This is a genomic window from Pseudomonas cucumis, from assembly GCF_030687935.1.
Classification (GTDB): domain Bacteria; phylum Pseudomonadota; class Gammaproteobacteria; order Pseudomonadales; family Pseudomonadaceae; genus Aquipseudomonas; species Aquipseudomonas cucumis.
Genome location: NZ_CP117454.1, coordinates 5,529,175 through 5,555,522, shown reverse-complemented (window position 1 = coordinate 5,555,522; position 26,348 = coordinate 5,529,175). Strand labels below are relative to the sequence as shown.

The 26,348-nt window shown below is 54.6% G+C and carries 16 protein-coding genes, 6 tRNA genes and 3 rRNA genes; 23 read left to right on the top strand and 2 right to left on the bottom strand.

Annotation, left to right across the window (positions count from 1 at the left end; translation table 11 throughout):
• Positions 1–107: 107 nt before the first annotated feature.
• Positions 108–458: an iron-sulfur cluster insertion protein ErpA gene (erpA, locus tag PSH97_RS25280; protein WP_007906865.1), complete on the top strand. Its 351-nt coding sequence runs from the start codon at positions 108–110 to the stop codon at positions 456–458.
• Between the two features lie 73 nt (positions 459–531).
• Here erpA and PSH97_RS25275 read toward each other — a convergent pair whose 3' ends face one another.
• Complete coding sequence (locus PSH97_RS25275) at positions 532–1,623, bottom strand: anhydro-N-acetylmuramic acid kinase (RefSeq protein WP_305447112.1); 1,092 nt, start codon at positions 1,621–1,623, stop codon at positions 532–534.
• A gap of 3 nt (positions 1,624–1,626) precedes the next feature.
• The gene (locus tag PSH97_RS25270) at positions 1,627–3,057 is read right to left on the bottom strand and encodes a peptidoglycan DD-metalloendopeptidase family protein (protein ID WP_305447111.1); all 1,431 of its coding nucleotides are present in this window, start codon (positions 3,055–3,057) and stop codon (positions 1,627–1,629) included.
• 210 nt (positions 3,058–3,267) lie between these two features.
• On the opposite strand from PSH97_RS25270, the gene tyrS reads away from it, so the two are divergent.
• From tyrS to rpoC, 22 genes are all read left to right on the top strand, one after another.
• Complete coding sequence (gene tyrS / locus PSH97_RS25265; RefSeq protein ID WP_258698825.1) at positions 3,268–4,467, top strand: tyrosine--tRNA ligase; 1,200 nt, start codon at positions 3,268–3,270, stop codon at positions 4,465–4,467.
• Between the two features lie 560 nt (positions 4,468–5,027).
• Positions 5,028–6,566: ribosomal RNA gene (locus PSH97_RS25260) — 16S ribosomal RNA — on the top strand.
• An 82-nt stretch (positions 6,567–6,648) separates the two neighbouring features.
• Positions 6,649–6,725 (top strand) — tRNA-Ile (locus PSH97_RS25255).
• 30 nt (positions 6,726–6,755) lie between these two features.
• Positions 6,756–6,831 (top strand) — tRNA-Ala (locus tag PSH97_RS25250).
• A gap of 235 nt (positions 6,832–7,066) precedes the next feature.
• A 23S ribosomal RNA gene (locus tag PSH97_RS25245) occupies positions 7,067–9,958 on the top strand.
• 154 nt (positions 9,959–10,112) lie between these two features.
• Positions 10,113–10,228: ribosomal RNA gene (gene rrf, locus PSH97_RS25240) — 5S ribosomal RNA — on the top strand.
• Together the 16S, 23S and 5S rRNA genes with 2 tRNA genes alongside form the textbook arrangement of a ribosomal RNA operon.
• 137 nt (positions 10,229–10,365) lie before the next feature.
• Positions 10,366–11,325, top strand: a complete 960-nt coding sequence (gene birA, locus PSH97_RS25235) for a bifunctional biotin--[acetyl-CoA-carboxylase] ligase/biotin operon repressor BirA (RefSeq protein ID WP_305447110.1) — start codon at positions 10,366–10,368, stop codon at positions 11,323–11,325.
• The gene (locus tag PSH97_RS25230) at positions 11,315–12,064 is read left to right on the top strand and encodes a pantothenate kinase (protein ID WP_305447109.1); all 750 of its coding nucleotides are present in this window, start codon (positions 11,315–11,317) and stop codon (positions 12,062–12,064) included. Before birA ends, PSH97_RS25230 begins: the two co-directional genes overlap by 11 nt.
• Before the next feature lie 7 nt (positions 12,065–12,071).
• A complete protein-coding gene (locus PSH97_RS25225; RefSeq protein WP_305447108.1) occupies positions 12,072–12,512 on the top strand; it encodes a hypothetical protein in 441 nt (146 codons plus the stop codon).
• Positions 12,513–12,654: 142 nt separating this feature from the next.
• Positions 12,655–12,739, top strand: a tRNA-Tyr gene (locus PSH97_RS25220).
• Positions 12,740–12,763: 24 nt separating this feature from the next.
• A tRNA-Gly gene (locus tag PSH97_RS25215) sits at positions 12,764–12,837 on the top strand.
• A gap of 26 nt (positions 12,838–12,863) precedes the next feature.
• A tRNA-Thr gene (locus PSH97_RS25210) sits at positions 12,864–12,939 on the top strand.
• Positions 12,940–13,023: 84 nt separating this feature from the next.
• Positions 13,024–14,217, top strand: coding sequence for an elongation factor Tu (gene tuf / locus PSH97_RS25205; RefSeq protein ID WP_007896619.1), 1,194 nt, complete (start codon positions 13,024–13,026; stop codon positions 14,215–14,217).
• 53 nt (positions 14,218–14,270) lie between these two features.
• Positions 14,271–14,346 (top strand) — tRNA-Trp (locus tag PSH97_RS25200).
• A 45-nt stretch (positions 14,347–14,391) separates the two neighbouring features.
• Complete coding sequence (secE, locus tag PSH97_RS25195; protein WP_007896620.1) at positions 14,392–14,760, top strand: preprotein translocase subunit SecE; 369 nt, start codon at positions 14,392–14,394, stop codon at positions 14,758–14,760.
• 9 nt (positions 14,761–14,769) lie between these two features.
• Positions 14,770–15,303 carry a transcription termination/antitermination protein NusG gene (gene nusG / locus PSH97_RS25190; protein ID WP_007896622.1) on the top strand — a complete coding sequence of 178 codons (534 nt, stop codon included), beginning with the start codon at positions 14,770–14,772 and terminating at the stop codon, positions 15,301–15,303.
• Between the two features lie 117 nt (positions 15,304–15,420).
• Entirely contained in the window at positions 15,421–15,852 is a 432-nt protein-coding gene (rplK, locus tag PSH97_RS25185) for a 50S ribosomal protein L11 (protein WP_008008888.1), read from the top strand.
• Positions 15,852–16,547 carry a 50S ribosomal protein L1 gene (gene rplA, locus PSH97_RS25180; RefSeq protein ID WP_008041297.1) on the top strand — a complete coding sequence of 232 codons (696 nt, stop codon included), beginning with the start codon at positions 15,852–15,854 and terminating at the stop codon, positions 16,545–16,547. Before rplK ends, rplA begins: the two co-directional genes overlap by 1 nt.
• A 198-nt stretch (positions 16,548–16,745) precedes the next feature.
• Positions 16,746–17,246, top strand: coding sequence for a 50S ribosomal protein L10 (gene rplJ / locus PSH97_RS25175; RefSeq protein ID WP_007896629.1), 501 nt, complete (start codon positions 16,746–16,748; stop codon positions 17,244–17,246).
• A gap of 80 nt (positions 17,247–17,326) precedes the next feature.
• On the top strand, positions 17,327–17,692 hold the full coding sequence (rplL, locus tag PSH97_RS25170; protein ID WP_084319630.1) for a 50S ribosomal protein L7/L12: 366 nt from the start codon (positions 17,327–17,329) through the stop codon (positions 17,690–17,692).
• Between the two features lie 220 nt (positions 17,693–17,912).
• Positions 17,913–21,986: a DNA-directed RNA polymerase subunit beta gene (rpoB, locus tag PSH97_RS25165; protein WP_305447107.1), complete on the top strand. Its 4,074-nt coding sequence runs from the start codon at positions 17,913–17,915 to the stop codon at positions 21,984–21,986.
• A 64-nt stretch (positions 21,987–22,050) separates the two neighbouring features.
• Positions 22,051–26,250: a DNA-directed RNA polymerase subunit beta' gene (rpoC, locus tag PSH97_RS25160; RefSeq protein WP_007896632.1), complete on the top strand. Its 4,200-nt coding sequence runs from the start codon at positions 22,051–22,053 to the stop codon at positions 26,248–26,250.
• Positions 26,251–26,348 lie beyond the last annotated feature (98 nt).

Genomic DNA, 26,348 nt, shown 5'->3' with positions numbered 1-26,348 from the left:
ATTGGGTTGATTGATATACCGTAACAATAGTTGACCGATTTTCTGGGAGAAGCGGATAATGCGCGTCATCACGCATTATGGCGGCGTAACGCCGGGAGATAGTCAGCATGAGCGTCGAATCCTTCACCCCCACGGCTTTGCAATTCACCCACGGTGCCGCGCACAAGGTGAAGAGCCTGGTCGATGAAGAGGGGAATGATCGCTTGAAGCTGCGCGTATTCGTTACGGGCGGCGGTTGTTCAGGGTTTCAGTACGGCTTCACCTTCGATGAAGAAGTGGCCGATGACGATACCATCGTCGAGCGCGAAGGCGTCAGCCTGGTGGTCGATCCGATGAGCTTCCAGTACCTGGCTGGTGCCGAAGTGGACTACCAGGAGGGTCTGGAAGGTTCGCGTTTCGTGATCAAGAACCCGAACGCTACCACTACGTGTGGCTGCGGCTCTTCGTTCTCGATCTGATCGCACCTCACCGCATTACCAGGCGCCGCAGAATCTCAGGACTCTGCGGCGTTTTGCTGTCTGGGGTTCAGGCTCAGGCGGGGTAGATGGCGCCGAGTACGCGCAAGCCGCGAGCGCCGGTGACACTCGGGCGGTTGGCCGCGATACCTTCCAGGCAGCAATGGGCCAGCCAGGCGAAGGCCATGGCTTCGACCCAATCCGGGTCTACACCATACGCAGCGGTGCTGCTGACTTTCGCGTTCGGCAACAGGCTGGCCAACCGCTTCATCAACGTGGCGTTGTGCGCGCCGCCACCACAGACAAGCAGCTCCTCAGTATCTGATTGGGCGCTTTGCAATGACTCGACAATGGTCAGCGCAGTCAGCTCTAGCAGCGTGGCCTGTACGTCTTCGGCAGCGAAGGTCGGTAGCTGCGACAGATGCTGCATCAGCCATGGCAGATTGAACACTTCGCGGCCGGTGCTTTTCGGGCCTTGGGTCACAAAGAACGGATCACTGAGCAGCTCGTTCAACAGAACAGGTTCGACCTTGCCGCTGGCAGCCCAATGGCCGTCACGATCAAAGTTGTCGCCGCGTTGCTGGTGAATCCAGGCATCCAGCAGGACATTCCCGGGGCCGCAGTCAAACCCGGCAACAGGCTTGCCGGGTTCGATCAGGCTGAGGTTGCTGAACCCGCCGACGTTCAATACCGCGCGGTTGCCAGGCCGTTCTTCAAACAGGGCTTCGTGAAAGGCTGGAACCAATGGCGCGCCTTGCCCGCCTGCGGCTACATCGCGGCTGCGAAAATCGCTGACGACGGTGATGCCGGTCAGCTCGGTGAGCAAAGCCGGGTTGCCGATTTGCACCGTGAACCCGCGCGCCGGCTCGTGGCGAATGGTCTGGCCGTGGCTGCCAATCGCGCGAATGTCGTCGGGTTTCAGATTTTGTTGGTCGAGGAGGGTATGAATGCCCTGTGCGGCCAGTTTCACCCAATTCTGCTGGGCAATGGCGGAGCGTGCAATCTCGTCCGGGCCGCTGGCGCACAAGCCAAGCAGCTCGGCGCGCAGGGAGTCAGGCATAGGGATGTAATGGGTGGCGATCAGCTTGATTGCCTGGGTTTGCTCGATCAACGCAATGTCCAGGCCATCAAGGCTGGTCCCGGACATCACACCTATATAGAGCGCCATGGCTTAGCGTTTACTCGAAGCCAGCTGGGTGGATTTCTCTTGATCCATGCGCGCCATCAGCGGTTGGCTTTGCGCGAGGAAGCGTGAGCGTTCAGCTTTGGAGATCGGATCGGCCATTGCTACTTTCTGGCCCAGTGGATCGACGTGTACGCCATTGACCTGGAACTCGTAGTGCAAGTGCGGGCCGGTGGAGAGGCCGGTGGTACCAATGTAGCCGATCACCTGACCTTGCTTGACGCTGCCGCCAGTCTTGATGCCTTTGGCGAAGCCCTGCATATGACCGTACAGCGTGCGATAGGTATTACCGTGCTGGATGATCACGGTGTTGCCGTAACCGCCGCGACGACCCGCCAACAATACTTTGCCGTCACCGGCAGCCTTGATCGGCGTACCCCGTGGGGCGGCGTAATCGACGCCCTTGTGGGCGCGGATCTTGTTCAGGATCGGGTGCTTGCGGCCCATGGAGAATTTCGAGCTGATGCGGGCGAAGTCTACCGGGGTGCGGATAAACGCCTTGCGCATGCTGTTGCCGTCAGCTGTGTAGTAGCTGCTGTTGCCTTGTTTGTTGGTGTAGCGCACCGCGGTGTAGGTCTTGCCGCGGTTGGTGAAGCGTGCGGAGAGGATCGGGCCGTTGCCGACAGCTTTGCCGTTGACGACCTTCTGTTCGTAGATCACATCGAACTCGTCACCTTGGCGAATATCCTGGGCGAAGTCGACGTCGTAGCCAAACACACTGGCCATATCCATGGTCAGACTGTGGGACAAGCCGGCTCGGGCGGCAGATTGCGACAGCGAACTGTTGATCACGCCATGAACGTAGGCGGAGCGAACAGTGGGCTTGGCGGTAATGCGGTTGAACGTATAACCCTTGTCATTCTTGGTCAGGCTGATGCTTTCCATGTCGCTGACTTTGCTGTGCAAATTGGTCAACTGGCCATCCGGGCTCAGTTCGAACTCAAGTTTCTGGCCATGTTTGAGTTGGCTGAACTGCTTGGCCTGCTTGTCGCTGGCCAGTACTTCATGCACCGAAGTGGCCGGAAGACCGACTTTCTCGAACAGCGTCGAGAGAGTGTCGCCTTTGCTAACGATCACTTCCCTGTGGCCTGGCGCCTTCTTCTCTTCGACGACTGGCGCGGGAGCAGGGGCGGGGGCGACCTGGGCGGTTTTCTGAGTGTCTTCGGCGCTGTTTTCGATCTGCGCGAAAGGGGAGGCTGCCGGCTCATTTGTGGCCTGGACGGTGTCGGCAGCGTCTTGATCTTGTATCAGTTGTTCTGCAGGGCTTTCCAGCTCAAGACTCAGGGTCGTCTTTTTGGCTTCAACATCACTGGAAGGGAATACCAGAAGCGCCAGGCTGAGAAGGGCGGCGATGCCACTTGCTGCGAGCAGGTGGGTCTTCGGGTAAAGCGGCGGCGCTTTAGACGGTTCTGTGGTCATAGGTAATTTTGACTTTGAAAAGATGAATTGGAAAAGATGAATGACATGATGAAGACGAAATAACTGTATAAAATATAACCAAATCATCTCTGAAGCAAGTCTGCGAACGCTCTGCCCATGGATTGGCGTCCGTGCGCCGGGCAAAACTTGTATTTGGTGCGCGATCTTGTATGGTTGTTCCCCTTTGAATCTGAGCCTTGCGGGTCTGTTATGAAGTCGGTTGAAGAGCAGCTAGCGCTGATCAAACGTGGTGCAGAAGAACTGTTGGTCGAGTCCGAGCTGATCGAGAAACTCAAACGTGGCCAACCGCTGCGTATTAAGGCAGGCTTCGATCCGACCGCGCCGGATTTGCACCTGGGTCATACCGTGCTTATTAATAAGCTGCGTCAGTTCCAGGATCTGGGGCACCAGGTGATCTTCCTTATAGGTGACTTCACCGGGATGATCGGTGATCCGAGCGGCAAGAGTGCGACACGTCCTCCGCTGACCCGTGAGCAGGTCCTCGAGAATGCCGAGACCTACAAGACTCAGGTCTTCAAGATTCTCGACCCAGCCAAGACCGAAGTGGCGTTCAACTCCACCTGGATGGATCAGATGGGGCCGGCCGACTTCATTCGCCTGACTTCGCAATACACCGTGGCTCGCATGCTCGAGCGCGACGACTTCGACAAGCGCTACACCACCAATCAACCCATCGCCATTCACGAGTTCCTCTATCCGCTGGTTCAGGGTTATGACTCGGTCGCGTTGCGCGCGGATGTCGAACTGGGCGGTACCGATCAGAAGTTCAACCTGCTGATGGGGCGTGAACTGCAACGTAGTTATGGTCAGGAGGCTCAATGCATTCTGACCATGCCGTTGCTCGAAGGTCTGGATGGCGTGAAGAAAATGTCCAAGTCGTTGGGCAACTACGTCGGTATCCAGGAAGCGCCGGGTGTCATGTACGGCAAGCTGGTCTCTATTCCAGATGTGCTGATGTGGCGTTACTTCGAATTGCTCAGCTTCCGTTCCATGGAAGAGATCAATGCTTTGCGGGCTGATGTCGAGGCGGGCGCGAATCCACGTGACATCAAGATCAAGCTGGCCGAAGAGATCGTTGCGCGCTTCCATGGTGAAGAGGCGGCGGCCAATGCTCACCGTGCGGCGGGTAACCGTATGAAAGACGGTGAGCTGCCGGATGATCTGCCGGAGATCGAATTGACGGCTGCCGAAGATATGCCGATTGCTGCTGTCCTTAATAAAGCAGGGTTGGTGAAGAATTCTGCCGTGGCGCGCGATCTTCTGGGGTCTGGTGGTGTACGTATAGATGGTGAGGTTGTCGATCGCACCTTTATATACGTACTGGGCGCGACCCATGTTTGCCAGGCTGGGAAGAAGGCGTTTGCGCGTATAACGCTCAAATCCGAATAAAGCTGAAATCAGGGGTTGACGGCAGATTCTGGAAGTCTATAATTTGCCCCACTTCCGGCGCAGTCGAAACGGAAAACTCCTTGGTAAACAAAGAGTTATGCGGTTTTCGGCAGCGGTTGCGCTTCAGTTCATCGAAGCCAGAAGGAGTTGAAAGAGCGGTGTTGTTTGGCTCTTTTGACGGTTCGATCTTCTCGGTCGAAAGCGGAGAAAAAGAGGTGTTGACAGCAGCGAGTAACGCTGTAGAATTCGCCTCCCGCTAACGAGAGATCGGAAGCGCAAGTGGTTGAAGTTGTTAAGGATTTCCAAGCGAAACTTTGAAAACTTCTGAAAATAACCGCTTGACAGTAACAGAGGCTGCTGTAGAATGCGCGCCTCGGTTGAGACGAAAGATCTTAACCAACCGCTCTTTAACAACTGAATCAAGCAATTCGTGTGGGTGCTTGTGGAGTCAGACTGATAGTCAACAAGATTATCAGCACAAGTTGCTCCGCGAGAAATCAAAGATGTAACCAACGATTGCTGAGCCAAGTTTAGGGTTTCTTAAAAACCCAAAGATGTTTGAACTGAAGAGTTTGATCATGGCTCAGATTGAACGCTGGCGGCAGGCCTAACACATGCAAGTCGAGCGGCAGCACGGGTACTTGTACCTGGTGGCGAGCGGCGGACGGGTGAGTAATGCCTAGGAATCTGCCTGATAGTGGGGGATAACGCTCGGAAACGGACGCTAATACCGCATACGTCCTACGGGAGAAAGCAGGGGACCTTCGGGCCTTGCGCTATCAGATGAGCCTAGGTCGGATTAGCTAGTTGGTGAGGTAATGGCTCACCAAGGCGACGATCCGTAACTGGTCTGAGAGGATGATCAGTCACACTGGAACTGAGACACGGTCCAGACTCCTACGGGAGGCAGCAGTGGGGAATATTGGACAATGGGCGAAAGCCTGATCCAGCCATGCCGCGTGTGTGAAGAAGGTCTTCGGATTGTAAAGCACTTTAAGTTGGGAGGAAGGGCAGTTACCTAATACGTAATTGTTTTGACGTTACCGACAGAATAAGCACCGGCTAACTCTGTGCCAGCAGCCGCGGTAATACAGAGGGTGCAAGCGTTAATCGGAATTACTGGGCGTAAAGCGCGCGTAGGTGGTTCGTTAAGTTGGATGTGAAATCCCCGGGCTCAACCTGGGAACTGCATTCAAAACTGACGAGCTAGAGTATGGTAGAGGGTGGTGGAATTTCCTGTGTAGCGGTGAAATGCGTAGATATAGGAAGGAACACCAGTGGCGAAGGCGACCACCTGGACTGATACTGACACTGAGGTGCGAAAGCGTGGGGAGCAAACAGGATTAGATACCCTGGTAGTCCACGCCGTAAACGATGTCAACTAGCCGTTGGGAGCCTTGAGCTCTTAGTGGCGCAGCTAACGCATTAAGTTGACCGCCTGGGGAGTACGGCCGCAAGGTTAAAACTCAAATGAATTGACGGGGGCCCGCACAAGCGGTGGAGCATGTGGTTTAATTCGAAGCAACGCGAAGAACCTTACCAGGCCTTGACATCCAATGAACTTTCCAGAGATGGATTGGTGCCTTCGGGAACATTGAGACAGGTGCTGCATGGCTGTCGTCAGCTCGTGTCGTGAGATGTTGGGTTAAGTCCCGTAACGAGCGCAACCCTTGTCCTTAGTTACCAGCACGTAATGGTGGGCACTCTAAGGAGACTGCCGGTGACAAACCGGAGGAAGGTGGGGATGACGTCAAGTCATCATGGCCCTTACGGCCTGGGCTACACACGTGCTACAATGGTCGGTACAGAGGGTTGCCAAGCCGCGAGGTGGAGCTAATCCCAGAAAACCGATCGTAGTCCGGATCGCAGTCTGCAACTCGACTGCGTGAAGTCGGAATCGCTAGTAATCGCGAATCAGAATGTCGCGGTGAATACGTTCCCGGGCCTTGTACACACCGCCCGTCACACCATGGGAGTGGGTTGCACCAGAAGTAGCTAGTCTAACCTTCGGGAGGACGGTTACCACGGTGTGATTCATGACTGGGGTGAAGTCGTAACAAGGTAGCCGTAGGGGAACCTGCGGCTGGATCACCTCCTTAATCGACGACATCAGATGCTCCATAAGTTCCCACACGAATTGCTTGATTCATTGAAGAAGACGATAAGAAGCAGCCCGAAATTGGGTCTGTAGCTCAGTTGGTTAGAGCGCACCCCTGATAAGGGTGAGGTCGGCAGTTCGAATCTGCCCAGACCCACCAATTTTGTGTGGGAAACGCCTGTAGAAATACGGGGCCATAGCTCAGCTGGGAGAGCGCCTGCCTTGCACGCAGGAGGTCAACGGTTCGATCCCGTTTGGCTCCACCACTACTGCTTCTGTTTGTTGAAAGCTTAGAAATGAGCATTCCATCCTGGTGATGGTGAATGTTGATTTCTAGTCTTTGATTAGATCGTTCTTTAAAAATTTGGGTATGTGATAGAAAGATAGACTGATGGCCACTTTCACTGGTGGTGATCAGGCTAAGGTAAAATTTGTGAGTTTAATCGCGAATTTTCGGCGAATGTCGTCTTCACAGTATAACCAGATTGCTTGGGGTTATATGGTCAAGTGAAGAAGCGCATACGGTGGATGCCTTGGCAGTCAGAGGCGATGAAAGACGTGGTAGCCTGCGAAAAGCTTCGGGGAGTCGGCAAACAGACTTTGATCCGGAGATGTCTGAATGGGGGAACCCAGCCATCATAAGATGGTTATCTTAAGCTGAATACATAGGCTTAAGAGGCGAACCAGGGGAACTGAAACATCTAAGTACCCTGAGGAAAAGAAATCAACCGAGATTCCCTTAGTAGTGGCGAGCGAACGGGGACTAGCCCTTAAGTGGCTTTGAGATTAGCGGAACGCTCTGGAAAGTGCGGCCATAGTGGGTGATAGCCCTGTACGCGAAAATCTCTTGGTCATGAAATCGAGTAGGACGGAGCACGAGAAACTTTGTCTGAATATGGGGGGACCATCCTCCAAGGCTAAATACTACTGACTGACCGATAGTGAACTAGTACCGTGAGGGAAAGGCGAAAAGAACCCCGGAGAGGGGAGTGAAATAGATCCTGAAACCGTATGCGTACAAGCAGTGGGAGCCCACTTTGTTGGGTGACTGCGTACCTTTTGTATAATGGGTCAGCGACTTATTTTCAGTGGCGAGCTTAACCGAATAGGGGAGGCGTAGCGAAAGCGAGTCTTAATAGGGCGTCTAGTCGCTGGGAATAGACCCGAAACCGGGCGATCTATCCATGGGCAGGTTGAAGGTTGGGTAACACTAACTGGAGGACCGAACCGACTACCGTTGAAAAGTTAGCGGATGACCTGTGGATCGGAGTGAAAGGCTAATCAAGCTCGGAGATAGCTGGTTCTCCTCGAAAGCTATTTAGGTAGCGCCTCATGTATCACTGTAGGGGGTAGAGCACTGTTTCGGCTAGGGGGTCATCCCGACTTACCAAACCGATGCAAACTCCGAATACCTACAAGTGCCGAGCATGGGAGACACACGGCGGGTGCTAACGTCCGTCGTGAAAAGGGAAACAACCCAGACCGTCAGCTAAGGTCCCAAAGTTATGGTTAAGTGGGAAACGATGTGGGAAGGCTTAGACAGCTAGGAGGTTGGCTTAGAAGCAGCCACCCTTTAAAGAAAGCGTAATAGCTCACTAGTCGAGTCGGCCTGCGCGGAAGATGTAACGGGGCTCAAACCATACACCGAAGCTACGGGTATCACTTAGGTGATGCGGTAGAGGAGCGTTCTGTAAGCCTGTGAAGGTGAGTTGAGAAGCTTGCTGGAGGTATCAGAAGTGCGAATGCTGACATGAGTAACGACAATGGGTGTGAAAAACACCCACGCCGAAAGACCAAGGTTTCCTGCGCAACGTTAATCGACGCAGGGTTAGTCGGTCCCTAAGGCGAGGCTGAAAAGCGTAGTCGATGGAAAACAGGTTAATATTCCTGTACTTCTGGTTATTGCGATGGAGGGACGGAGAAGGCTAGGCCAGCTTGGCGTTGGTTGTCCAAGTTTAAGGTGGTAGGCTGAGATCTTAGGTAAATCCGGGATCTTAAGGCCGAGAGCTGATGACGAGTGTTCTTTTAGAACACGAAGTGGTTGATGCCATGCTTCCAAGAAAAGCTTCTAAGCTTCAGGTAACCAGGAACCGTACCCCAAACCGACACAGGTGGTTGGGTAGAGAATACCAAGGCGCTTGAGAGAACTCGGGTGAAGGAACTAGGCAAAATGGCACCGTAACTTCGGGAGAAGGTGCGCCGGTGAGGGTGAAGCATTTACTGCATAAGCCCACGCCGGTCGAAGATACCAGGCCGCTGCGACTGTTTATTAAAAACACAGCACTCTGCAAACACGAAAGTGGACGTATAGGGTGTGACGCCTGCCCGGTGCCGGAAGGTTAATTGATGGGGTTAGCTAACGCGAAGCTCTTGATCGAAGCCCCGGTAAACGGCGGCCGTAACTATAACGGTCCTAAGGTAGCGAAATTCCTTGTCGGGTAAGTTCCGACCTGCACGAATGGCGTAACGATGGCGGCGCTGTCTCCACCCGAGACTCAGTGAAATTGAAATCGCTGTGAAGATGCAGTGTATCCGCGGCTAGACGGAAAGACCCCGTGAACCTTTACTATAGCTTTGCACTGGACTTTGAATTTGCTTGTGTAGGATAGGTGGGAGGCTTTGAAGCGTGGACGCCAGTTCGCGTGGAGCCAACCTTGAAATACCACCCTGGCAACTTTGAGGTTCTAACTCAGGTCCGTTATCCGGATCGAGGACAGTGTATGGTGGGTAGTTTGACTGGGGCGGTCTCCTCCTAAAGAGTAACGGAGGAGTACGAAGGTGCGCTCAGACCGGTCGGAAATCGGTCGTAGAGTATAAAGGCAAAAGCGCGCTTGACTGCGAGACAGACACGTCGAGCAGGTACGAAAGTAGGTCTTAGTGATCCGGTGGTTCTGTATGGAAGGGCCATCGCTCAACGGATAAAAGGTACTCCGGGGATAACAGGCTGATACCGCCCAAGAGTTCATATCGACGGCGGTGTTTGGCACCTCGATGTCGGCTCATCACATCCTGGGGCTGAAGCCGGTCCCAAGGGTATGGCTGTTCGCCATTTAAAGTGGTACGCGAGCTGGGTTTAGAACGTCGTGAGACAGTTCGGTCCCTATCTGCCGTGGACGTTTGAGATTTGAGAGGGGCTGCTCCTAGTACGAGAGGACCGGAGTGGACGAACCTCTGGTGTTCCGGTTGTCACGCCAGTGGCATTGCCGGGTAGCTATGTTCGGAATAGATAACCGCTGAAAGCATCTAAGCGGGAAACTAGCCTCAAGATGAGATCTCACTGGGACCTTGAGTCCCCTGAAGGGCCGTCGAAGACTACGACGTTGATAGGTTGGGTGTGTAAGCGCTGTGAGGCGTTGAGCTAACCAATACTAATTGCCCGTGAGGCTTGACCATATAACACCCAAGCAATTTGCTGACCTGAAGAGGCGCCAGATTGCGGTGTGTGAAGACGAAACGAACCGAAAGCTCGAGAAACAAACACACAAACTATCGCATACCCATTCGCTGGAGCGTGAGCCGCAAGGCAAACGAGCTGGCTACCGAATTTCTTGACGACCATAGAGCATTGGAACCACCTGATCCCATCCCGAACTCAGCAGTGAAACGATGCATCGCCGATGGTAGTGTGGGGTTTCCCCATGTGAGAGTAGGTCATCGTCAAGATTAAATTCCGAAACCCCTATCTGCGTATGCAGGTAGGGGTTTTGTTTTTGTCTGCAGGAAAATCTCGTTTGTAGGGTTTCTATGCAACAGCCCGGGGCATGGCTATCATGCGGGCCTCATTGTGAGGCGAGACTTGCATGCTGACGTTGTTAAAGCTTCTTAAGGATGGTCGATTCCATTCGGGCCAAGCCCTGGGTGCTGCCTTGGGCGTCAGTCGTAGCGCTGTATGGAAGCAGCTTCAGCACTTGGAAGCTGAGCTCGGTTTATCCATTCATAAAGTGCGCGGTCGCGGCTATCAACTGGCTGCGCCGTTGACACTGCTTGATCCTGCGGAAATAAGCGCGCGGGCGTCTTCTTGCGAGTGGCCCATTCTAGTCTTCGATTCAATTGACTCTACCAATGCTGAAGCCTTGCGCGCTATCGAGCGTGGCCAGCCTGCGCCATTTCTGGTGCTCGCTGAGCGGCAGACGGCCGGTCGTGGGCGGCGTGGGCGCAAATGGGTGAGCCCGTTCGCGGAAAACATCTATTACAGTCTGGTACTGCGCATTGATGGTGGGATGCGGCAGCTAGAAGGCTTGAGTCTTGTTGTCGGGCTTGCCGTAATGCAAGCCTTACGAGGGCTTGGTATTTCAGGTGTGGGATTGAAGTGGCCGAATGATGTTCTGGTGGGGCAGCAGAAGATTGCTGGAATACTGCTCGAGTTGGTGGGGGATCCTGCTGATGTGTGTCACGTGGTGATCGGTGTCGGAATAAATGTGAACATGCAGATGACCGATGAGGTTGATCAGCAATGGACGTCCATGCGCCTCGAGTCGGGTAAGGCTGTTGATCGCAATCATCTGGTTGCGGAGTTAGGGTTGATGCTCCAGACCTATTTAAATCGCCACCAGAGCGGCGGATTTCCGGCTATCCAGGCGGAGTGGGAGCAAAATCATCTATGGCAGGGGCGGGCGGTATCGTTGATTGCCGGTGTTAGTCAGATAGATGGTGAGGTGCTGGGTATCGATGGTCAGGGTGCCTTGCGCTTGAAGGTGAATGGTGTGGAGAAGGTCTTTAGTGGTGGCGAGCTCAGTCTGAGGTTGCGTGATGATTCTTGAGCTCGATTGTGGAAACAGCTTCATCAAGTGGCGTGTGCTCGGCGAGGATGTCGGGCGGGTGATTGGCGAGGGGGTCGTTGATTCGGATCTCGCATTGCTGGAGAGCTTGAAAGGGCTCAAGGGGCTCGCTCTCATACATTGTCGCTTGGTCAGTGTCAGAACCGCCGAAGAAACCAGTGCGCTGATTTCTCTGCTGACCGAAGCTTTTGGCGTTTCCGTAGTGTGCGCGGCACCGGCTCGGGAGATGTCCGGGGTTCGGAATGGTTATGAGGAGTTCGAGCGGCTAGGGCTTGATCGCTGGCTTGCAATGCTCGGAGGATTTCATCTGGCTTCGGGTGCTTGTCTGGTGCTCGACTTTGGTACGGCTGTTACGGCTGACTTTATTGCGGGGGATGGTGAGCATCTCGGAGGATTTATCTGTCCGGGGATGCCTTTGATGCGCAACCAGCTGCGCACCCATACCCGTAGAATTCGCTATGGAGATCTTGCTGCCGAGCGCGCTTTGGAGAGTCTTGTTCCTGGACGCACAACCGTCGAGGCGGTCGAGCGAGGTTGTTTGCTAATGTTGAGAGGGTTTGTGCTGACTCAGCTAGAGTTGGCGCGCAGCTATTGGGGAGAAGATTTCGCAGTCTTCCTGACTGGAGGGGATGCTGATCTGGTCTCCGAGATTGTGCCCGAGGCCAGGGTGGTTCCAGACCTGGTATTTGTAGGTTTGGCGATGGCGTGTCCCTTGTCCTGAGGTTTTTATGCGTTGGTTGTTCCTGCTGTTGCTTGTTCTCAATGTGTTCTATTACGTCTGGCATCAACAGGAGGCTCCGCTTCGCGCGAAAGATGTAACCCCCTTGAGTTTGTATCGTGGCTCGCAGCAGGATATTCGCTTGTTAAGTGAAGCGACTGACGCGGCTCGTGATAAAGGAAAGCCTGCCCAGGCAGACGATGGATGCCTCTATCTTGGCGGTTTTACTCGTCAGGAAGCGGCTCAGGCGGTTGAGCGGCGATTGAGTGGCATGGAAATCAAGTTCGAGTCCTTGCTGAGGGCTCCCGCCGAGTCTGATGGTTACTGGGTGCGTGTGGCACCAGAAAGCCGGCGTTGGCTAGATGACTCGCAGCTAAAAAACCTTTCCAAAGAATTCAATGAGTTAAAACATAAAATAATGCCGTGCGAGGGGGTTGCACCAGCCGAATAGTTTGCATAGAATGGCGCCCGCTTCGCAGTGAAGACCTTTAACGGTTGGCAGTGTGAGGCGAGGTCAACGCAGCTAACCTCAGGTTTTTAATGAGAAAATGCTTGACAGAAGGCTGGCATGATATAGAATGCCGGCTCGCTTAGGAGGGGTTCCCGAGCGGCCAAAGGGATCAGACTGTAAATCTGACGTCTACGACTTCGAAGGTTCGAATCCTTCCCCCTCCACCATTTTTAGCGAGAGCTGCAAGCTCCGCGGGTATAGTTTAGTGGTAGAACCTCAGCCTTCCAAGCTGATGATGCGGGTTCGATTCCCGCTACCCGCTCCAAGTTTGCAGGTCCTGCAAAGTGTTGCGCTCTTGTAGCTCAGTTGGTAGAGCACACCCTTGGTAAGGGTGAGGTCAGCGGTTCAAATCCGCTCAAGAGCTCCATATAACAAGGCAGATATGAAAATATCTGCCTTTGTTTTAATGGCTGATAGTACTTGCTTAATTCTTCTGCTAGGGGTGATTTCGATGGCTAAGGAAAAGTTCGAGCGTAACAAGCCGCACGTCAACGTTGGCACCATTGGTCACGTAGATCATGGCAAAACGACTTTGACCGCCGCTCTGACCCGTGTCTGCTCCGAAGTGTTCGGTTCAGCAAAGGTTGACTTCGACAAGATCGATAGCGCCCCAGAAGAAAAGGCTCGTGGTATCACCATTAATACTGCTCACGTTGAGTACGATTCGGCTGTGCGTCACTACGCGCACGTTGACTGTCCAGGTCACGCTGACTACGTAAAAAACATGATCACTGGTGCTGCGCAGATGGATGGTGCGATTCTGGTTTGCTCGGCTGCTGATGGTCCGATGCCGCAAACCCGTGAGCATATCCTGTTGTCTCGTCAGGTTGGCGTTCCGTACATTGTTGTCTTTCTGAATAAGGCTGACATGGTTGATGACGCTGAGCTGCTAGAGCTGGTTGAGATGGAAGTGCGCGATCTGCTGAGCACTTACGATTTCCCTGGTGATGACACTCCGATCATCATTGGTTCGGCGCTGATGGCGCTGAATGGTCAAGACGACAACGAGATGGGTACTACCGCCGTCAAGAAGTTGGTCGAGACTCTGGATAGCTATATTCCGCAGCCTGAGCGTGCTATCGATAAGCCGTTCCTGATGCCGATCGAAGACGTGTTCTCGATCTCTGGTCGCGGTACTGTCGTGACTGGTCGTGTTGAGCGTGGCATTGTTCGCATCCAGGAAGAAGTTGAGATTGTTGGTCTTCGCGACACTGTCAAAACTACTTGTACTGGTGTTGAAATGTTCCGCAAGCTGCTCGATGAGGGTCGTGCAGGTGAGAACTGCGGCGTTCTGCTGCGTGGTACCAAGCGTGATGATGTTGAGCGTGGTCAGGTTCTGGTCAAGCCCGGCACTGTCAAGCCGCATACCAAGTTCACTGCTGAGGTTTATGTTTTGAGCAAGGAAGAAGGTGGTCGTCATACGCCATTCTTCAAAGGCTACCGTCCACAGTTCTACTTCCGTACAACTGATGTGACTGGTAACTGCGAGCTGCCAGAAGGTGTTGAGATGGTGATGCCAGGTGACAACGTTCAAATGACCGTTACCCTGATCAAAACCATCGCGATGGAAGATGGTCTGCGTTTCGCTATCCGTGAGGGCGGTCGTACCGTCGGCGCTGGTGTCGTAGCAAAAGTCATCGAGTAAGTTGTTGTAATGTCTTTTTCGGGCCGGCATAATGGTCGGCCTGATTTTGTTTTAGGTCAGTAGCTCAATTGGCAGAGCGACGGTCTCCAAAACCGTAGGTTGGGGGTTCGATTCCCTCCTGACCTGCCAGATTCACTTGGTGTGTCTGGCTTTCTTTTCACAGGATCTTCATAGATGACTCCTAAAGCTGAAGCTCAAGGCTCTCGCTTCGATCTGCTCAAGTGGCTAGTAGTAGTCGCTTTGGTGGTTGTTGGCGTTGTTGGCAATCAGTATTACTCTGCTTCGCCGATCCTGTACCGCGTACTTGCTTTGCTTGTCATTGCTGCTGTAGCTGCCTTTGTAGGCCTGCAGACAGTCAAGGGCAAGTCATTCTTTGTGCTGGTTAAGGAAGCTCGCACCGAGATTCGTAAAGTCGTATGGCCAACTCGCCAAGAAACCACGCAGACCACGCTGATTGTTGTGGCTGTTGTTCTGGTTATGGCGTTGCTGTTGTGGGGGCTTGATTCCCTGCTCGGCTGGCTTGTTTCCTTGATTGTCGGCTAAGGGTGTCCCGTGGCTAAGCGTTGGTACGTTGTGCATGCTTACTCCGGTTACGAGAAGCATGTCATGCGCTCGTTGGTAGAGCGCGTAAAGCTGGCTGGCATGGAAGATGGCTTCGGCGAAATTCTGGTTCCCACTGAAGAAGTGGTTGAAATGCGTAATGGCCAGAAACGCAAAAGCGAGCGCAAGTTCTTCCCAGGTTATGTGCTGGTCCAGATGGACATGAACGAGGGTACTTGGCACTTGGTCAAGGATACTCCTCGGGTGATGGGTTTCATTGGCGGTACTGCTGATAAGCCTGCGCCGATCACAGATAAAGAGGCAGAAGCGATTCTGCGTCGCGTTGCTGACGGTAGCGACAAGCCGAAGCCGAAGACGTTGTTCGAGCCGGGCGAGTCGGTACGTGTCAATGACGGGCCGTTTGCTGATTTTACTGGCACGGTTGAAGAAGTTAACTACGAGAAGAGCCGGATCCAAGTGGCAGTGCTCATTTTCGGTCGCTCTACTCCGGTAGAGCTAGAGTTCAGCCAGGTCGAAAAAGTCTAGCTGAGCAAGCATCCCAACCCCGCAGCCCTAGGCTGTGGGGTTTTGTCGTCACTGGGATAAACGCGCAAGTAACCGGGGAGCCTTTCGAGGCGTTCGAACCCGTAATTGGAGTGCCTCATGGCCAAGAAGATTACCGCTTACATCAAGCTGCAAGTGAAGGCCGCTCAGGCTAACCCAAGCCCACCTGTTGGTCCTGCTCTGGGTCAGCACGGCGTGAACATCATGGAATTCTGCAAGGCTTTCAACGCCCGTACTCAGGGTATTGAGCCAGGTCTGCCGACTCCAGTGATCATCACTGTCTATAGCGACCGTAGCTTCACTTTCGAAACCAAATCCACACCTGCTTCGGTTCTGCTGAAGAAGGCTGCTGGTCTGACTAGCGGTTCCGCTCGTCCGAACACCGTTAAGGTTGGCACCGTGACTCGTGCTCAGCTGGAAGAAATCGCGAAAACCAAAAACGCGGATCTGACTGCAGCTGATATGGAAGCAGCCGTGCGTACTATCGCCGGTTCTGCTCGTAGCATGGGCCTTAACGTGGAGGGTGTGTAATGGCTAAGTTGACCAAGCGTCAAAAGGCTATCGCCGGTAAAATCGAAGCAGGCAAGTCCTACAACTTTGTAGACGCTGCTGCTCTGCTGGCTGAGCTGTCGACTGTCAAGTTCAGCGAGTCGTTCGATGTTGCTGTGAACCTGGGTGTTGACCCGCGTAAATCCGACCAGGTCGTTCGTAGCGCTACTGTGCTGCCACACGGTACTGGCAAGACTGTTCGCGTTGCTGTGTTCACCCAGGGTCCAGCTGCTGAGGCCGCTCTGGCTGCCGGCGCTGACCGCGTAGGTATGGACGACCTGGCTGCCGAAATGAAAGGCGGCGACCTGAACTATGACGTAGTTATCGCATCCCCGGATGCAATGCGCGTTGTAGGTCAGTTGGGTCAGATCCTCGGTCCACGTGGTCTGATGCCTAACCCTAAAGTCGGCACCGTAACCCCAGACGTAGCTACCGCGGTTAAAAACGCCAAGGCTGGTCAGGTTCGTTATCGCACCGACAAAAACGGCATCATCCACACCTCCGTTGGCAAGATCGGCTTCGACGCCGTCAAGCTGAAGGAAAACGTTGAAGCCCTGATCGCTGATCTGAAGCGTATCAAGCCAGCTTCCTCGAAAGGCATTTACGTCAAGCGCGTTACCCTGAGCACCACTATGGGCCCAGGTCTGGTCATCGACCAAAGCTCGCTCGACGCTTAAGACACAGGTTGGCGCGAGCGATCGCGTCAATTGAAAGATTGGGGTCCCTGCCTGGCGGGGGCTATCCAAGACCGTAGGCGACGCAAGTCTTAAACCTCAAGCCTACGCAGATGGTGCTCCCGGTTCCTTACCGAATCAGACACCAAAACGACATCCGGCTCCGGTTGGATGAAACGGTAACAAGCAGGAGTTAAACCCGTGGCAATTAAACTCGAAGACAAGAAGGCCATCGTCGCTGAAGTCAACGAGGCTGCCAATGTTGCCCTGTCTGCTGTTGTGGCTGATGCCCGCGGTGTGACAGTAGGCGCTATGACCGGACTCCGTAAAGAGGCTCGTGAAGCTGGCGTTTACGTACGTGTTGTACGTAACACCCTGCTCAAGCGCGCCGTTGCTGGCACTCAATATGACGTGCTCAACGACGTGTTCACTGGCCCGACCTTGATTGCATTCTCTAAAGAACATCCGGGCGCTGCTGCTCGTATCTTCAAAGAATTCGCAAAAGGTCAGGATAAGTTCGAGATCAAGGCAGCTGCGTTCGAGGGCAAGTTCCTCGCAGCTAATCAGATCGACGTACTGGCAAGTCTGCCGACCCGTGACGAAGCAATTTCTCAGCTGATGAGCGTGATTCAAGGCGCAACCAGCAAATTGGCTCGTACTCTGGCGGCCCTTCGCGACCAGAAAGAAGCTGCCGCAGCCTAAGGCTGAGCGACTCCTTTCAGCGTTTATTGTTTATTTCGATGGCCGCGTAGGCTGTCACCCCAATACAGGAATTTATAGTCATGTCTCTGACTAACGACCAAATCATCGAAGCAATCGGCGAAAAATCCGTTCTGGAAATCGTTGAGCTGATCAAGGCCATGGAAGAGAAGTTCGGCGTTTCCGCTGCCGCTGCTTCCGCTGGTCCAGCTGCTGTTGCTGCCGTTGTTGAAGAACAAACTGAATTCAACGTCATGCTGACCGAAGCTGGCGAGAAGAAAGTTAACGTGATCAAGGCAGTACGTGAACTGACCGGTCTGGGCCTGAAAGAAGCCAAGGCTGTAGTTGACGGCGCTCCTGCCATGGTTCTGGAAGCTGTTGCCAAAGACGCAGCTGACAAAGCCAAAGCAGTACTGGAAGAAGCAGGCGCTAAAGTCGAGCTGAAGTAAGCATCGACTTTGCTCCTCCAGCCCGAGCGTTAAGCGAAAGGCTGATGGCTGGTGGCTCATGCCACCGGCCTTTTTCCGTTATTGGCAACCGACTGGGTCGGTGCTGGTAACGAGCTGTAACCACCCGATGCGGTGGCGCAAACCATGGGGTTTGCACGATTTTCTGGCTGCTCCCGTCGGGAGGGGCCAAACAAGCAGGTGACCAAGCTGGGGAACGCTGATGGCTTACTCATATACTGAGAAAAAACGTATCCGCAAGGACTTTAGCAAGTTGCCGGACGTCATGGATGTGCCGTACCTCCTGGCCATCCAGCTGGATTCGTATCGTGAATTCTTGCAAGCGGGAGCGACTAAAGATCAGTTCCGCGACGTGGGCCTGCATGCGGCCTTCAAATCCGTTTTCCCGATCATCAGCTACTCCGGCAATGCTGCGCTGGAGTACGTCGGTTATCGCCTGGGCGAACCGGCATTTGATGTCAAAGAATGCGTGTTGCGCGGTGTAACTTACGCCGTACCTTTGCGGGTAAAAGTGCGCCTGATCATTTTCGACAAAGAATCGTCGAACAAAGCGATCAAGGACATCAAAGAGCAAGAAGTCTACATGGGTGAAATCCCCCTAATGACTGAAAACGGTACCTTCGTAATCAACGGTACCGAGCGTGTAATCGTTTCCCAGCTGCACCGTTCCCCGGGCGTGTTCTTCGACCACGACCGTGGCAAGACGCACAGCTCCGGCAAACTGCTGTACTCCGCGCGCATCATTCCTTACCGCGGTTCGTGGTTGGACTTCGAGTTCGATCCGAAAGACTGCGTGTTCGTGCGTATTGACCGTCGTCGCAAGCTGCCTGCATCGGTACTGCTGCGCGCTCTGGGCTATACCACTGAAGAAGTGCTGGATGCGTTCTACACCACCAACGTCTTCCACGTGCAAGGTGAAAACCTCAGCCTGGAACTGGTTCCTCAGCGTCTACGTGGTGAAATTGCTGTCCTGGATATCCTGGATGACAAAGGCAAGGTTATTGTCGAGCAAGGTCGTCGTATTACTGCTCGCCACATCAACCAGCTGGAAAAAGCAGGGATCAAAGAGCTGCAAGTGCCTCTGGACTACGTCCTGGGTCGCACTACCGCCAAGGTCATCGTGCATCCGGCAACCGGCGAAATCCTGGCAGAGTGCAACACCGAGCTGAACACCGAAATCCTGGCAAAAATCGCCAAGGCTCAGGTTGTTCGCATCGAAACTCTGTACACCAACGATATCGACTGCGGTCCGTTCGTCTCCGACACTCTGAAGATCGACTCCACCAGCAACCAATTGGAAGCGCTGGTCGAGATCTATCGCATGATGCGTCCTGGCGAGCCGCCAACCAAAGACGCTGCCGAAACCCTGTTCAACAACCTGTTCTTCAGCCCTGAGCGCTATGACCTGTCTGCGGTCGGCCGGATGAAGTTCAACCGTCGTATCGGTCGTACCGAGATCGAAGGTTCGGGCGTGTTGTGCAAAGAAGACATCGTCGCGGTACTGAAGACTCTGGTCGACATCCGTAACGGCAAAGGCATCGTCGATGACATCGACCACCTGGGTAACCGTCGTGTTCGCTGCGTAGGCGAAATGGCCGAGAACCAGTTCCGCGTTGGCCTGGTACGTGTTGAGCGTGCGGTCAAAGAGCGTCTGTCGATGGCTGAAAGCGAAGGCCTGATGCCGCAAGACCTGATCAACGCCAAGCCAGTGGCTGCGGCGGTGAAAGAGTTCTTCGGTTCCAGCCAGCTTTCCCAGTTCATGGACCAGAACAACCCGCTGTCCGAGATCACCCACAAGCGTCGTGTCTCTGCACTCGGCCCTGGCGGTTTGACTCGTGAGCGTGCTGGCTTTGAAGTGCGTGACGTACACCCGACTCACTACGGTCGTGTATGCCCGATTGAAACGCCGGAAGGTCCGAACATCGGTCTGATCAACTCCTTGGCTGCTTATGCGCGCACCAACCAGTATGGCTTCCTCGAGAGCCCGTACCGTGTGGTGAAAGACGCTTTGGTCACCGACGAGATCGTATTCCTGTCCGCCATCGAAGAAGCTGATCACGTGATCGCTCAGGCTTCGGCCACGATGAACGACAAGAAAATCCTGATCGACGAGCTGGTAGCTGTTCGTCACTTGAACGAGTTCACCGTCAAGGCGCCGGAAGACGTCACCTTGATGGACGTATCGCCGAAGCAGGTAGTTTCGGTTGCAGCGTCCCTGATCCCGTTCCTCGAGCACGATGACGCCAACCGTGCGTTGATGGGTTCGAACATGCAGCGTCAAGCTGTACCAACCCTGCGCGCTGACAAGCCGCTGGTCGGTACCGGCATGGAGCGTAACGTAGCCCGTGACTCCGGCGTTTGCGTCGTGGCTCGTCGTGGTGGCGTGATCGATTCCGTCGACGCCAGCCGTATTGTGGTTCGTGTTGCTGATGACGAAGTTGAAACCGGCGAAGCTGGTGTCGACATCTACAACCTGACCAAGTACACCCGCTCCAACCAGAACACCTGCATCAACCAGCGTCCGCTGGTGAGCAAGGGTGATCGGGTTCAGCGCAGCGACATCATGGCCGATGGTCCGTCCACCGATATGGGTGAACTGGCTCTGGGTCAGAACATGCGCATCGCGTTCATGGCATGGAACGGCTTCAACTTCGAAGACTCCATCTGTCTGTCCGAGCGTGTTGTTCAGGAAGACCGTTTCACCACGATCCACATTCAGGAACTGACCTGTGTGGCACGTGACACCAAGCTTGGGCCTGAGGAAATCACTGCAGACATCCCGAACGTGGGTGAAGCTGCACTGAACAAACTGGACGAAGCCGGTATCGTTTACGTAGGTGCTGAAGTTGGCGCAGGCGACATCCTGGTTGGTAAGGTCACTCCGAAAGGCGAGACCCAACTGACTCCGGAAGAAAAACTGCTGCGTGCCATCTTCGGTGAAAAAGCCAGCGACGTTAAAGACACCTCTCTGCGTGTGCCTACCGGCACCAAGGGTACCGTCATCGACGTACAGGTCTTCACCCGTGACGGCGTTGAGCGTGATGCTCGTGCACTGTCGATCGAGAAGACTCAGCTCGACGAGATCCGCAAGGATCTGAACGAAGAGTTCCGTATCGTTGAAGGCGCCACTTTCGAACGTCTGCGTTCCGCTCTGGTCGGCCACAAAGCCGAAGGCGGCGCCGGTCTGAAGAAAGGTCAGGAAATCACCGACGAAGTTCTCGACGGTCTTGAGCATGGTCAGTGGTTCAAACTGCGCATGGCTGAAGATGCTCTGAACGAGCAGCTCGAGAAGGCTCAGGCCTACATCGTTGATCGCCGCCGTCTGCTGGACGACAAGTTCGAAGACAAGAAGCGCAAACTGCAGCAGGGCGATGACCTGGCTCCAGGCGTGCTGAAAATCGTCAAGGTTTACCTGGCAATCCGTCGTCGCATCCAGCCGGGCGACAAGATGGCCGGTCGTCACGGTAACAAAGGTGTGGTCTCCGTGATCATGCCAGTTGAAGACATGCCGCACGATGCCAATGGCACCCCGGTCGACGTTGTCCTCAACCCGTTGGGCGTACCTTCGCGTATGAACGTTGGTCAGATCCTTGAAACCCACCTGGGCCTTGCGGCCAAAGGTCTGGGCGAGAAGATCAACCGGATGGTAGAAGAGCAGCGTAAAGTTGCTGAACTTCGCACCTTCCTGGATGAGATCTACAACCAGATCGGCGGTCGTAACGAAGATCTGGATAGCTTCTCCGACCAGGAAATCCTGGATCTGGCGAAGAACTTGCGTGGCGGCGTGCCAATGGCCACTCCAGTGTTCGACGGCGCCAAGGAAAGCGAAATCAAGGCCATGCTGAAACTGGCAGACCTGCCAGAAAGCGGCCAGATGCAGCTGACCGACGGCCGTACCGGCAACAAGTTCGAGCGCCCGGTTACTGTTGGCTACATGTACATGCTGAAGCTGAACCACTTGGTAGACGACAAGATGCACGCTCGTTCTACCGGTTCGTACAGCCTGGTTACCCAGCAGCCGCTGGGTGGTAAGGCACAGTTCGGTGGTCAGCGTTTCGGGGAGATGGAGGTCTGGGCACTGGAAGCATACGGTGCTGCTTACACTCTGCAAGAAATGCTCACAGTGAAGTCGGACGATGTGAACGGCCGGACCAAGATGTACAAAAACATCGTGGACGGCGATCACCGTATGGAGCCGGGCATGCCCGAGTCCTTCAACGTGTTGATCAAAGAAATTCGTTCCCTCGGCATCGATATCGATCTGGAAACCGAATAACACGTGACGCGAATCGAGAGCGGGGCAGGATTGCCCGCTCTCTGCTCCGCCAGGAGGAAAGGCCTTGAAAGACCTACTGAATTTGCTGAAAAACCAGGGTCAAGTCGAAGAGTTCGACGCCATCCGTATTGGATTGGCATCGCCTGAGATGATCCGTTCGTGGTCGTTCGGTGAAGTTAAAAAGCCGGAAACCATCAACTACCGTACGTTCAAACCTGAGCGTGACGGCCTGTTCTGCGCCAAGATCTTTGGCCCGGTAAAGGATTACGAGTGCCTGTGCGGTAAGTACAAGCGCTTGAAGCACCGTGGTGTGATCTGCGAGAAGTGCGGCGTTGAAGTCGCGCTGGCAAAAGTTCGTCGTGAGCGCATGGCGCACATCGAGCTGGCCTCGCCAGTTGCCCATATCTGGTTCCTGAAATCGCTGCCGTCCCGTATCGGCTTGCTGATGGACATGACCCTGCGTGATATCGAACGCGTTCTCTACTTCGAGAGCTATGTCGTTATTGATCCAGGCATGACCACCCTTGAAAAAGGTCAGCTGCTCAACGACGAGCAGTACTTCGAAGCGCTGGAAGAGTTCGGTGACGATTTCGATGCCCGCATGGGTGCCGAAGCTGTCCGTGAACTGCTGCACGCTATCGACCTGGAGCACGAGATTGGCCGTCTGCGTGAAGAAATTCCGCAAACCAACTCTGAAACCAAGATCAAGAAGCTGTCCAAGCGTCTGAAGTTGATGGAAGCCTTCCAGGGTTCCGGCAACCTGCCAGAGTGGATGGTGCTGACCGTTCTGCCGGTTCTGCCGCCAGATCTGCGTCCACTGGTCCCGCTGGATGGCGGTCGCTTCGCGACTTCCGACCTCAACGATCTGTATCGTCGAGTGATCAACCGTAACAACCGCTTGAAGCGTCTGCTCGATCTGTCCGCTCCGGACATTATCGTGCGCAACGAAAAGCGTATGTTGCAGGAAGCCGTCGACGCACTGCTCGACAACGGTCGTCGTGGTCGCGCTATCACCGGTTCCAACAAGCGTCCTCTGAAATCCCTGGCTGACATGATCAAGGGTAAGCAGGGTCGTTTCCGTCAGAACTTGCTCGGTAAGCGTGTTGACTACTCCGGTCGTTCGGTAATTACCGTTGGCCCGACCCTGCGTCTGCACCAGTGCGGTCTGCCGAAGAAAATGGCTCTGGAGCTGTTCAAGCCGTTCATTTTCGGCAAGCTGGAAATGCGTGGTCTTGCTACCACCATCAAAGCTGCCAAGAAGATGGTCGAGCGCGAGCTGCCAGAGGTTTGGGACGTTCTCGCTGAAGTGATTCGCGAACACCCGGTTCTCCTCAACCGTGCACCGACCCTTCACCGTCTGGGTATCCAGGCGTTTGAACCGGTACTGATCGAAGGTAAGGCTATCCAGCTGCACCCTCTGGTCTGTGCTGCGTACAACGCCGACTTCGACGGCGACCAAATGGCCGTGCACGTACCGCTGACACTGGAAGCCCAGTTGGAAGCGCGTGCGTTGATGATGTCGACCAACAACATTCTGTCGCCAGCCAACGGTGAGCCAATCATCGTTCCGTCGCAGGACGTTGTATTGGGTCTGTACTACATGACTCGTGAAGCGATCAACGCCAAGGGCGAAGGTCGTGTGTTCGCGGATCTGCAGGAAGTTGACCGTGTGTTCCGTGCCGGCGAAGCCGCACTGCACGCCAAGGTCAAAGTGCGGATCAACGAAACCGTCAACGATCGTGATGGTGGCAGCGTCAAGAACACCCGTATCGTTGACACTACTGTTGGTCGTGCGCTGTTGTTCCAGGTTGTTCCACCTGGCCTGTCGTACGACGTCGTCAACCAGCCGATGAAGAAAAAGGCGATCTCCAAGCTGATCAACCAGTGCTACCGCGTGGTTGGTTTGAAAGAGACCGTGATCTTCGCTGACCAGTTGATGTACACCGGTTTTGCTTATTCGACCATCTCCGGCGTTTCCATCGGTGTTAACGACTTCGTTATCCCGGATGAAAAAGCCCGCATCATCGGTGCAGCCACCGACGAAGTGAAAGAGATCGAAAGTCAGTACGCCTCCGGCCTGGTAACCCAGGGCGAGAAGTACAACAAAGTAATCGACCTTTGGTCCAAGGCGAACGACGAAGTTTCCAAGGCGATGATGGCCAACCTCTCGAAAGAGAAAGTCATCGACCGTCATGGCGTCGAAGTCGACCAAGAGTCCTTCAACTCGATGTACATGATGGCCGACTCGGGCGCACGGGGTTCTGCTGCTCAGATCCGTCAGCTCGCCGGTATGCGTGGCCTGATGGCCAAGCCGGACGGTTCCATCATTGAAACGCCGATTACTGCGAACTTCCGTGAAGGTTTGAGCGTACTTCAGTACTTCATCTCCACTCACGGTGCTCGTAAAGGTTTGGCGGATACCGCGTTGAAAACTGCGAACTCCGGTTACCTGACTCGTCGTCTGGTAGACGTGGCGCAGGATCTGGTTGTGACCGAGATCGATTGCGGCACCGAACATGGCCTGGTGATGACTCCGCACATTGAAGGCGGTGACGTTGTTGAGCCGTTGGGTGAGCGCGTATTGGGTCGTGTCATTGCCCGTGACGTATTCAAGCCAGGTACCGAAGAAATCATCGTTCCTGCCGGCACGCTGGTAGACGAGAAGTGGGTCGAGTTCATCGAGCTGAACAGCATCGACGAAGTGATCGTGCGTTCGCCGATCAGCTGCGAAACCCGCTACGGCATTTGCGCCAAGTGCTACGGCCGTGACCTGGCTCGTGGTCACCAGGTGAACATCGGTGAGGCGGTCGGCGTTATCGCTGCCCAGTCCATCGGTGAGCCGGGTACCCAGCTGACCATGCGTACGTTCCACATTGGTGGTGCGGCAAGCCGGACCTCCGCAGCCGACAGCGTTCAGGTGAAGAATGGCGGTACCGTCCGTCTGCATAACCTGAAGCACGTTGAGCGAGTGGATGGCTGCCTGGTTGCTGTGTCCCGTTCCGGTGAGCTGGCGATCGCTGATGACTTCGGTCGTGAGCGCGAGCGTTACAAGCTGCCGTATGGTGCTGTGATTTCGGTTAAAGAAGGTGACAAGGTCGACGCTGGCGCAATCGTGGCCAAGTGGGATCCGCACACTCACCCAATCGTTACCGAAATGAAAGGTACCGTGACCTACGTGGGCATGGAAGAAGGCATCACGATCAAGCGTCAGACTGACGAATTGACCGGTATGACCAACATTGAAGTACTCGACGCCAAAGACCGTCCAGCTGCCGGCAAAGATATCCGTCCTGCTGTGAAGATGGTTGATGACAACGGTAAGGATCTGTTGCTGCCAGGCACTGACGTTATCGCTCAGTACTTCCTGCCAGCCAACGCCCTGGTCGGTGTTGCGGATGGTGCGAAAATCGCGATCGGTGATGTTATCGCTCGTATTCCGCAAGAGACTTCGAAGACCCGTGACATCACCGGTGGTCTGCCGCGTGTTGCCGACTTGTTCGAAGCCCGTCGTCCGAAAGAAGCGTCGATTCTGGCTGAAGTCAGCGGCACCATCGCGTTCGGTAAAGAGACCAAAGGCAAGCGCCGTCTGGTTATCACCCCGAACGACGGTAGCGATCCGTACGAAGAGCTGATTCCGAAGTGGCGTCACCTGAACGTCTTCGAAGGCGAACAGGTAAACCGCGGCGAAGTTATCTCCGACGGTCCGAGCGATCCACACGACATCCTGCGTCTGCTGGGTGTGAGTGCGCTGGCCAAGTACATCGTGAACGAGATCCAGGACGTTTACCGTCTGCAAGGCGTGAAGATCAACGATAAGCACATCGAGACCATCCTGCGTCAGATGCTGCGTAAAGTTGAAATCGCTGAATCCGGCGATTCCAGTTTCATCAAGGGCGACCAGATGGAATTGACTCACGTTCTGGTAGAGAACGAGCGTCTGGCTGGCGACGAGAAATTCGTTTCCAAGTTCACTCGCGTGCTGTTGGGTATCACGAAGGCGTCGTTGTCCACCGAATCGTTCATTTCGGCGGCTTCCTTCCAGGAAACCACCCGCGTACTGACCGAAGCGGCGGTAACCGGCAAGCGCGATTACCTGCGCGGCCTGAAAGAAAACGTAGTCGTGGGTCGTTTGATCCCGGCGGGTACCGGTCTGGCTTATCACAGTGAGCGTAAGCGCCGTCGTGATGCTGACAAACCGTTGCGCGTAAGCGCCAGTGAAGTGGAAGCTGCACTGACCGAAGCGCTGAACTCAAGCGGTAACTGAGTTCTGCGATAAATGAGCGTAAGGCCCTGGCCGTTCCGTTCATCGAATCGAGACAATTTGTCGAGGTTGGATGAGCGGGGAGGTCGGGGCCTTGCCTT

Coding starts and splice junctions, on each gene's coding strand:
- erpA (WP_007906865.1), top strand. CDS start 108: ATGAGCGTCGAATCCTTCACCCCCACGGCTTTGCAATTCACCCACGGT.
- PSH97_RS25275 (WP_305447112.1), bottom strand. CDS start 1,623: ATGGCGCTCTATATAGGTGTGATGTCCGGGACCAGCCTTGATGGCCTG.
- PSH97_RS25270 (WP_305447111.1), bottom strand. CDS start 3,057: ATGACCACAGAACCGTCTAAAGCGCCGCCGCTTTACCCGAAGACCCAC.
- tyrS (WP_258698825.1), top strand. CDS start 3,268: ATGAAGTCGGTTGAAGAGCAGCTAGCGCTGATCAAACGTGGTGCAGAA.
- birA (WP_305447110.1), top strand. CDS start 10,366: ATGCTGACGTTGTTAAAGCTTCTTAAGGATGGTCGATTCCATTCGGGC.
- PSH97_RS25230 (WP_305447109.1), top strand. CDS start 11,315: ATGATTCTTGAGCTCGATTGTGGAAACAGCTTCATCAAGTGGCGTGTG.
- PSH97_RS25225 (WP_305447108.1), top strand. CDS start 12,072: ATGCGTTGGTTGTTCCTGCTGTTGCTTGTTCTCAATGTGTTCTATTAC.
- tuf (WP_007896619.1), top strand. CDS start 13,024: ATGGCTAAGGAAAAGTTCGAGCGTAACAAGCCGCACGTCAACGTTGGC.
- secE (WP_007896620.1), top strand. CDS start 14,392: ATGACTCCTAAAGCTGAAGCTCAAGGCTCTCGCTTCGATCTGCTCAAG.
- rplK (WP_008008888.1), top strand. CDS start 15,421: ATGGCCAAGAAGATTACCGCTTACATCAAGCTGCAAGTGAAGGCCGCT.
- rplA (WP_008041297.1), top strand. CDS start 15,852: ATGGCTAAGTTGACCAAGCGTCAAAAGGCTATCGCCGGTAAAATCGAA.
- rplL (WP_084319630.1), top strand. CDS start 17,327: ATGTCTCTGACTAACGACCAAATCATCGAAGCAATCGGCGAAAAATCC.
- rpoB (WP_305447107.1), top strand. CDS start 17,913: ATGGCTTACTCATATACTGAGAAAAAACGTATCCGCAAGGACTTTAGC.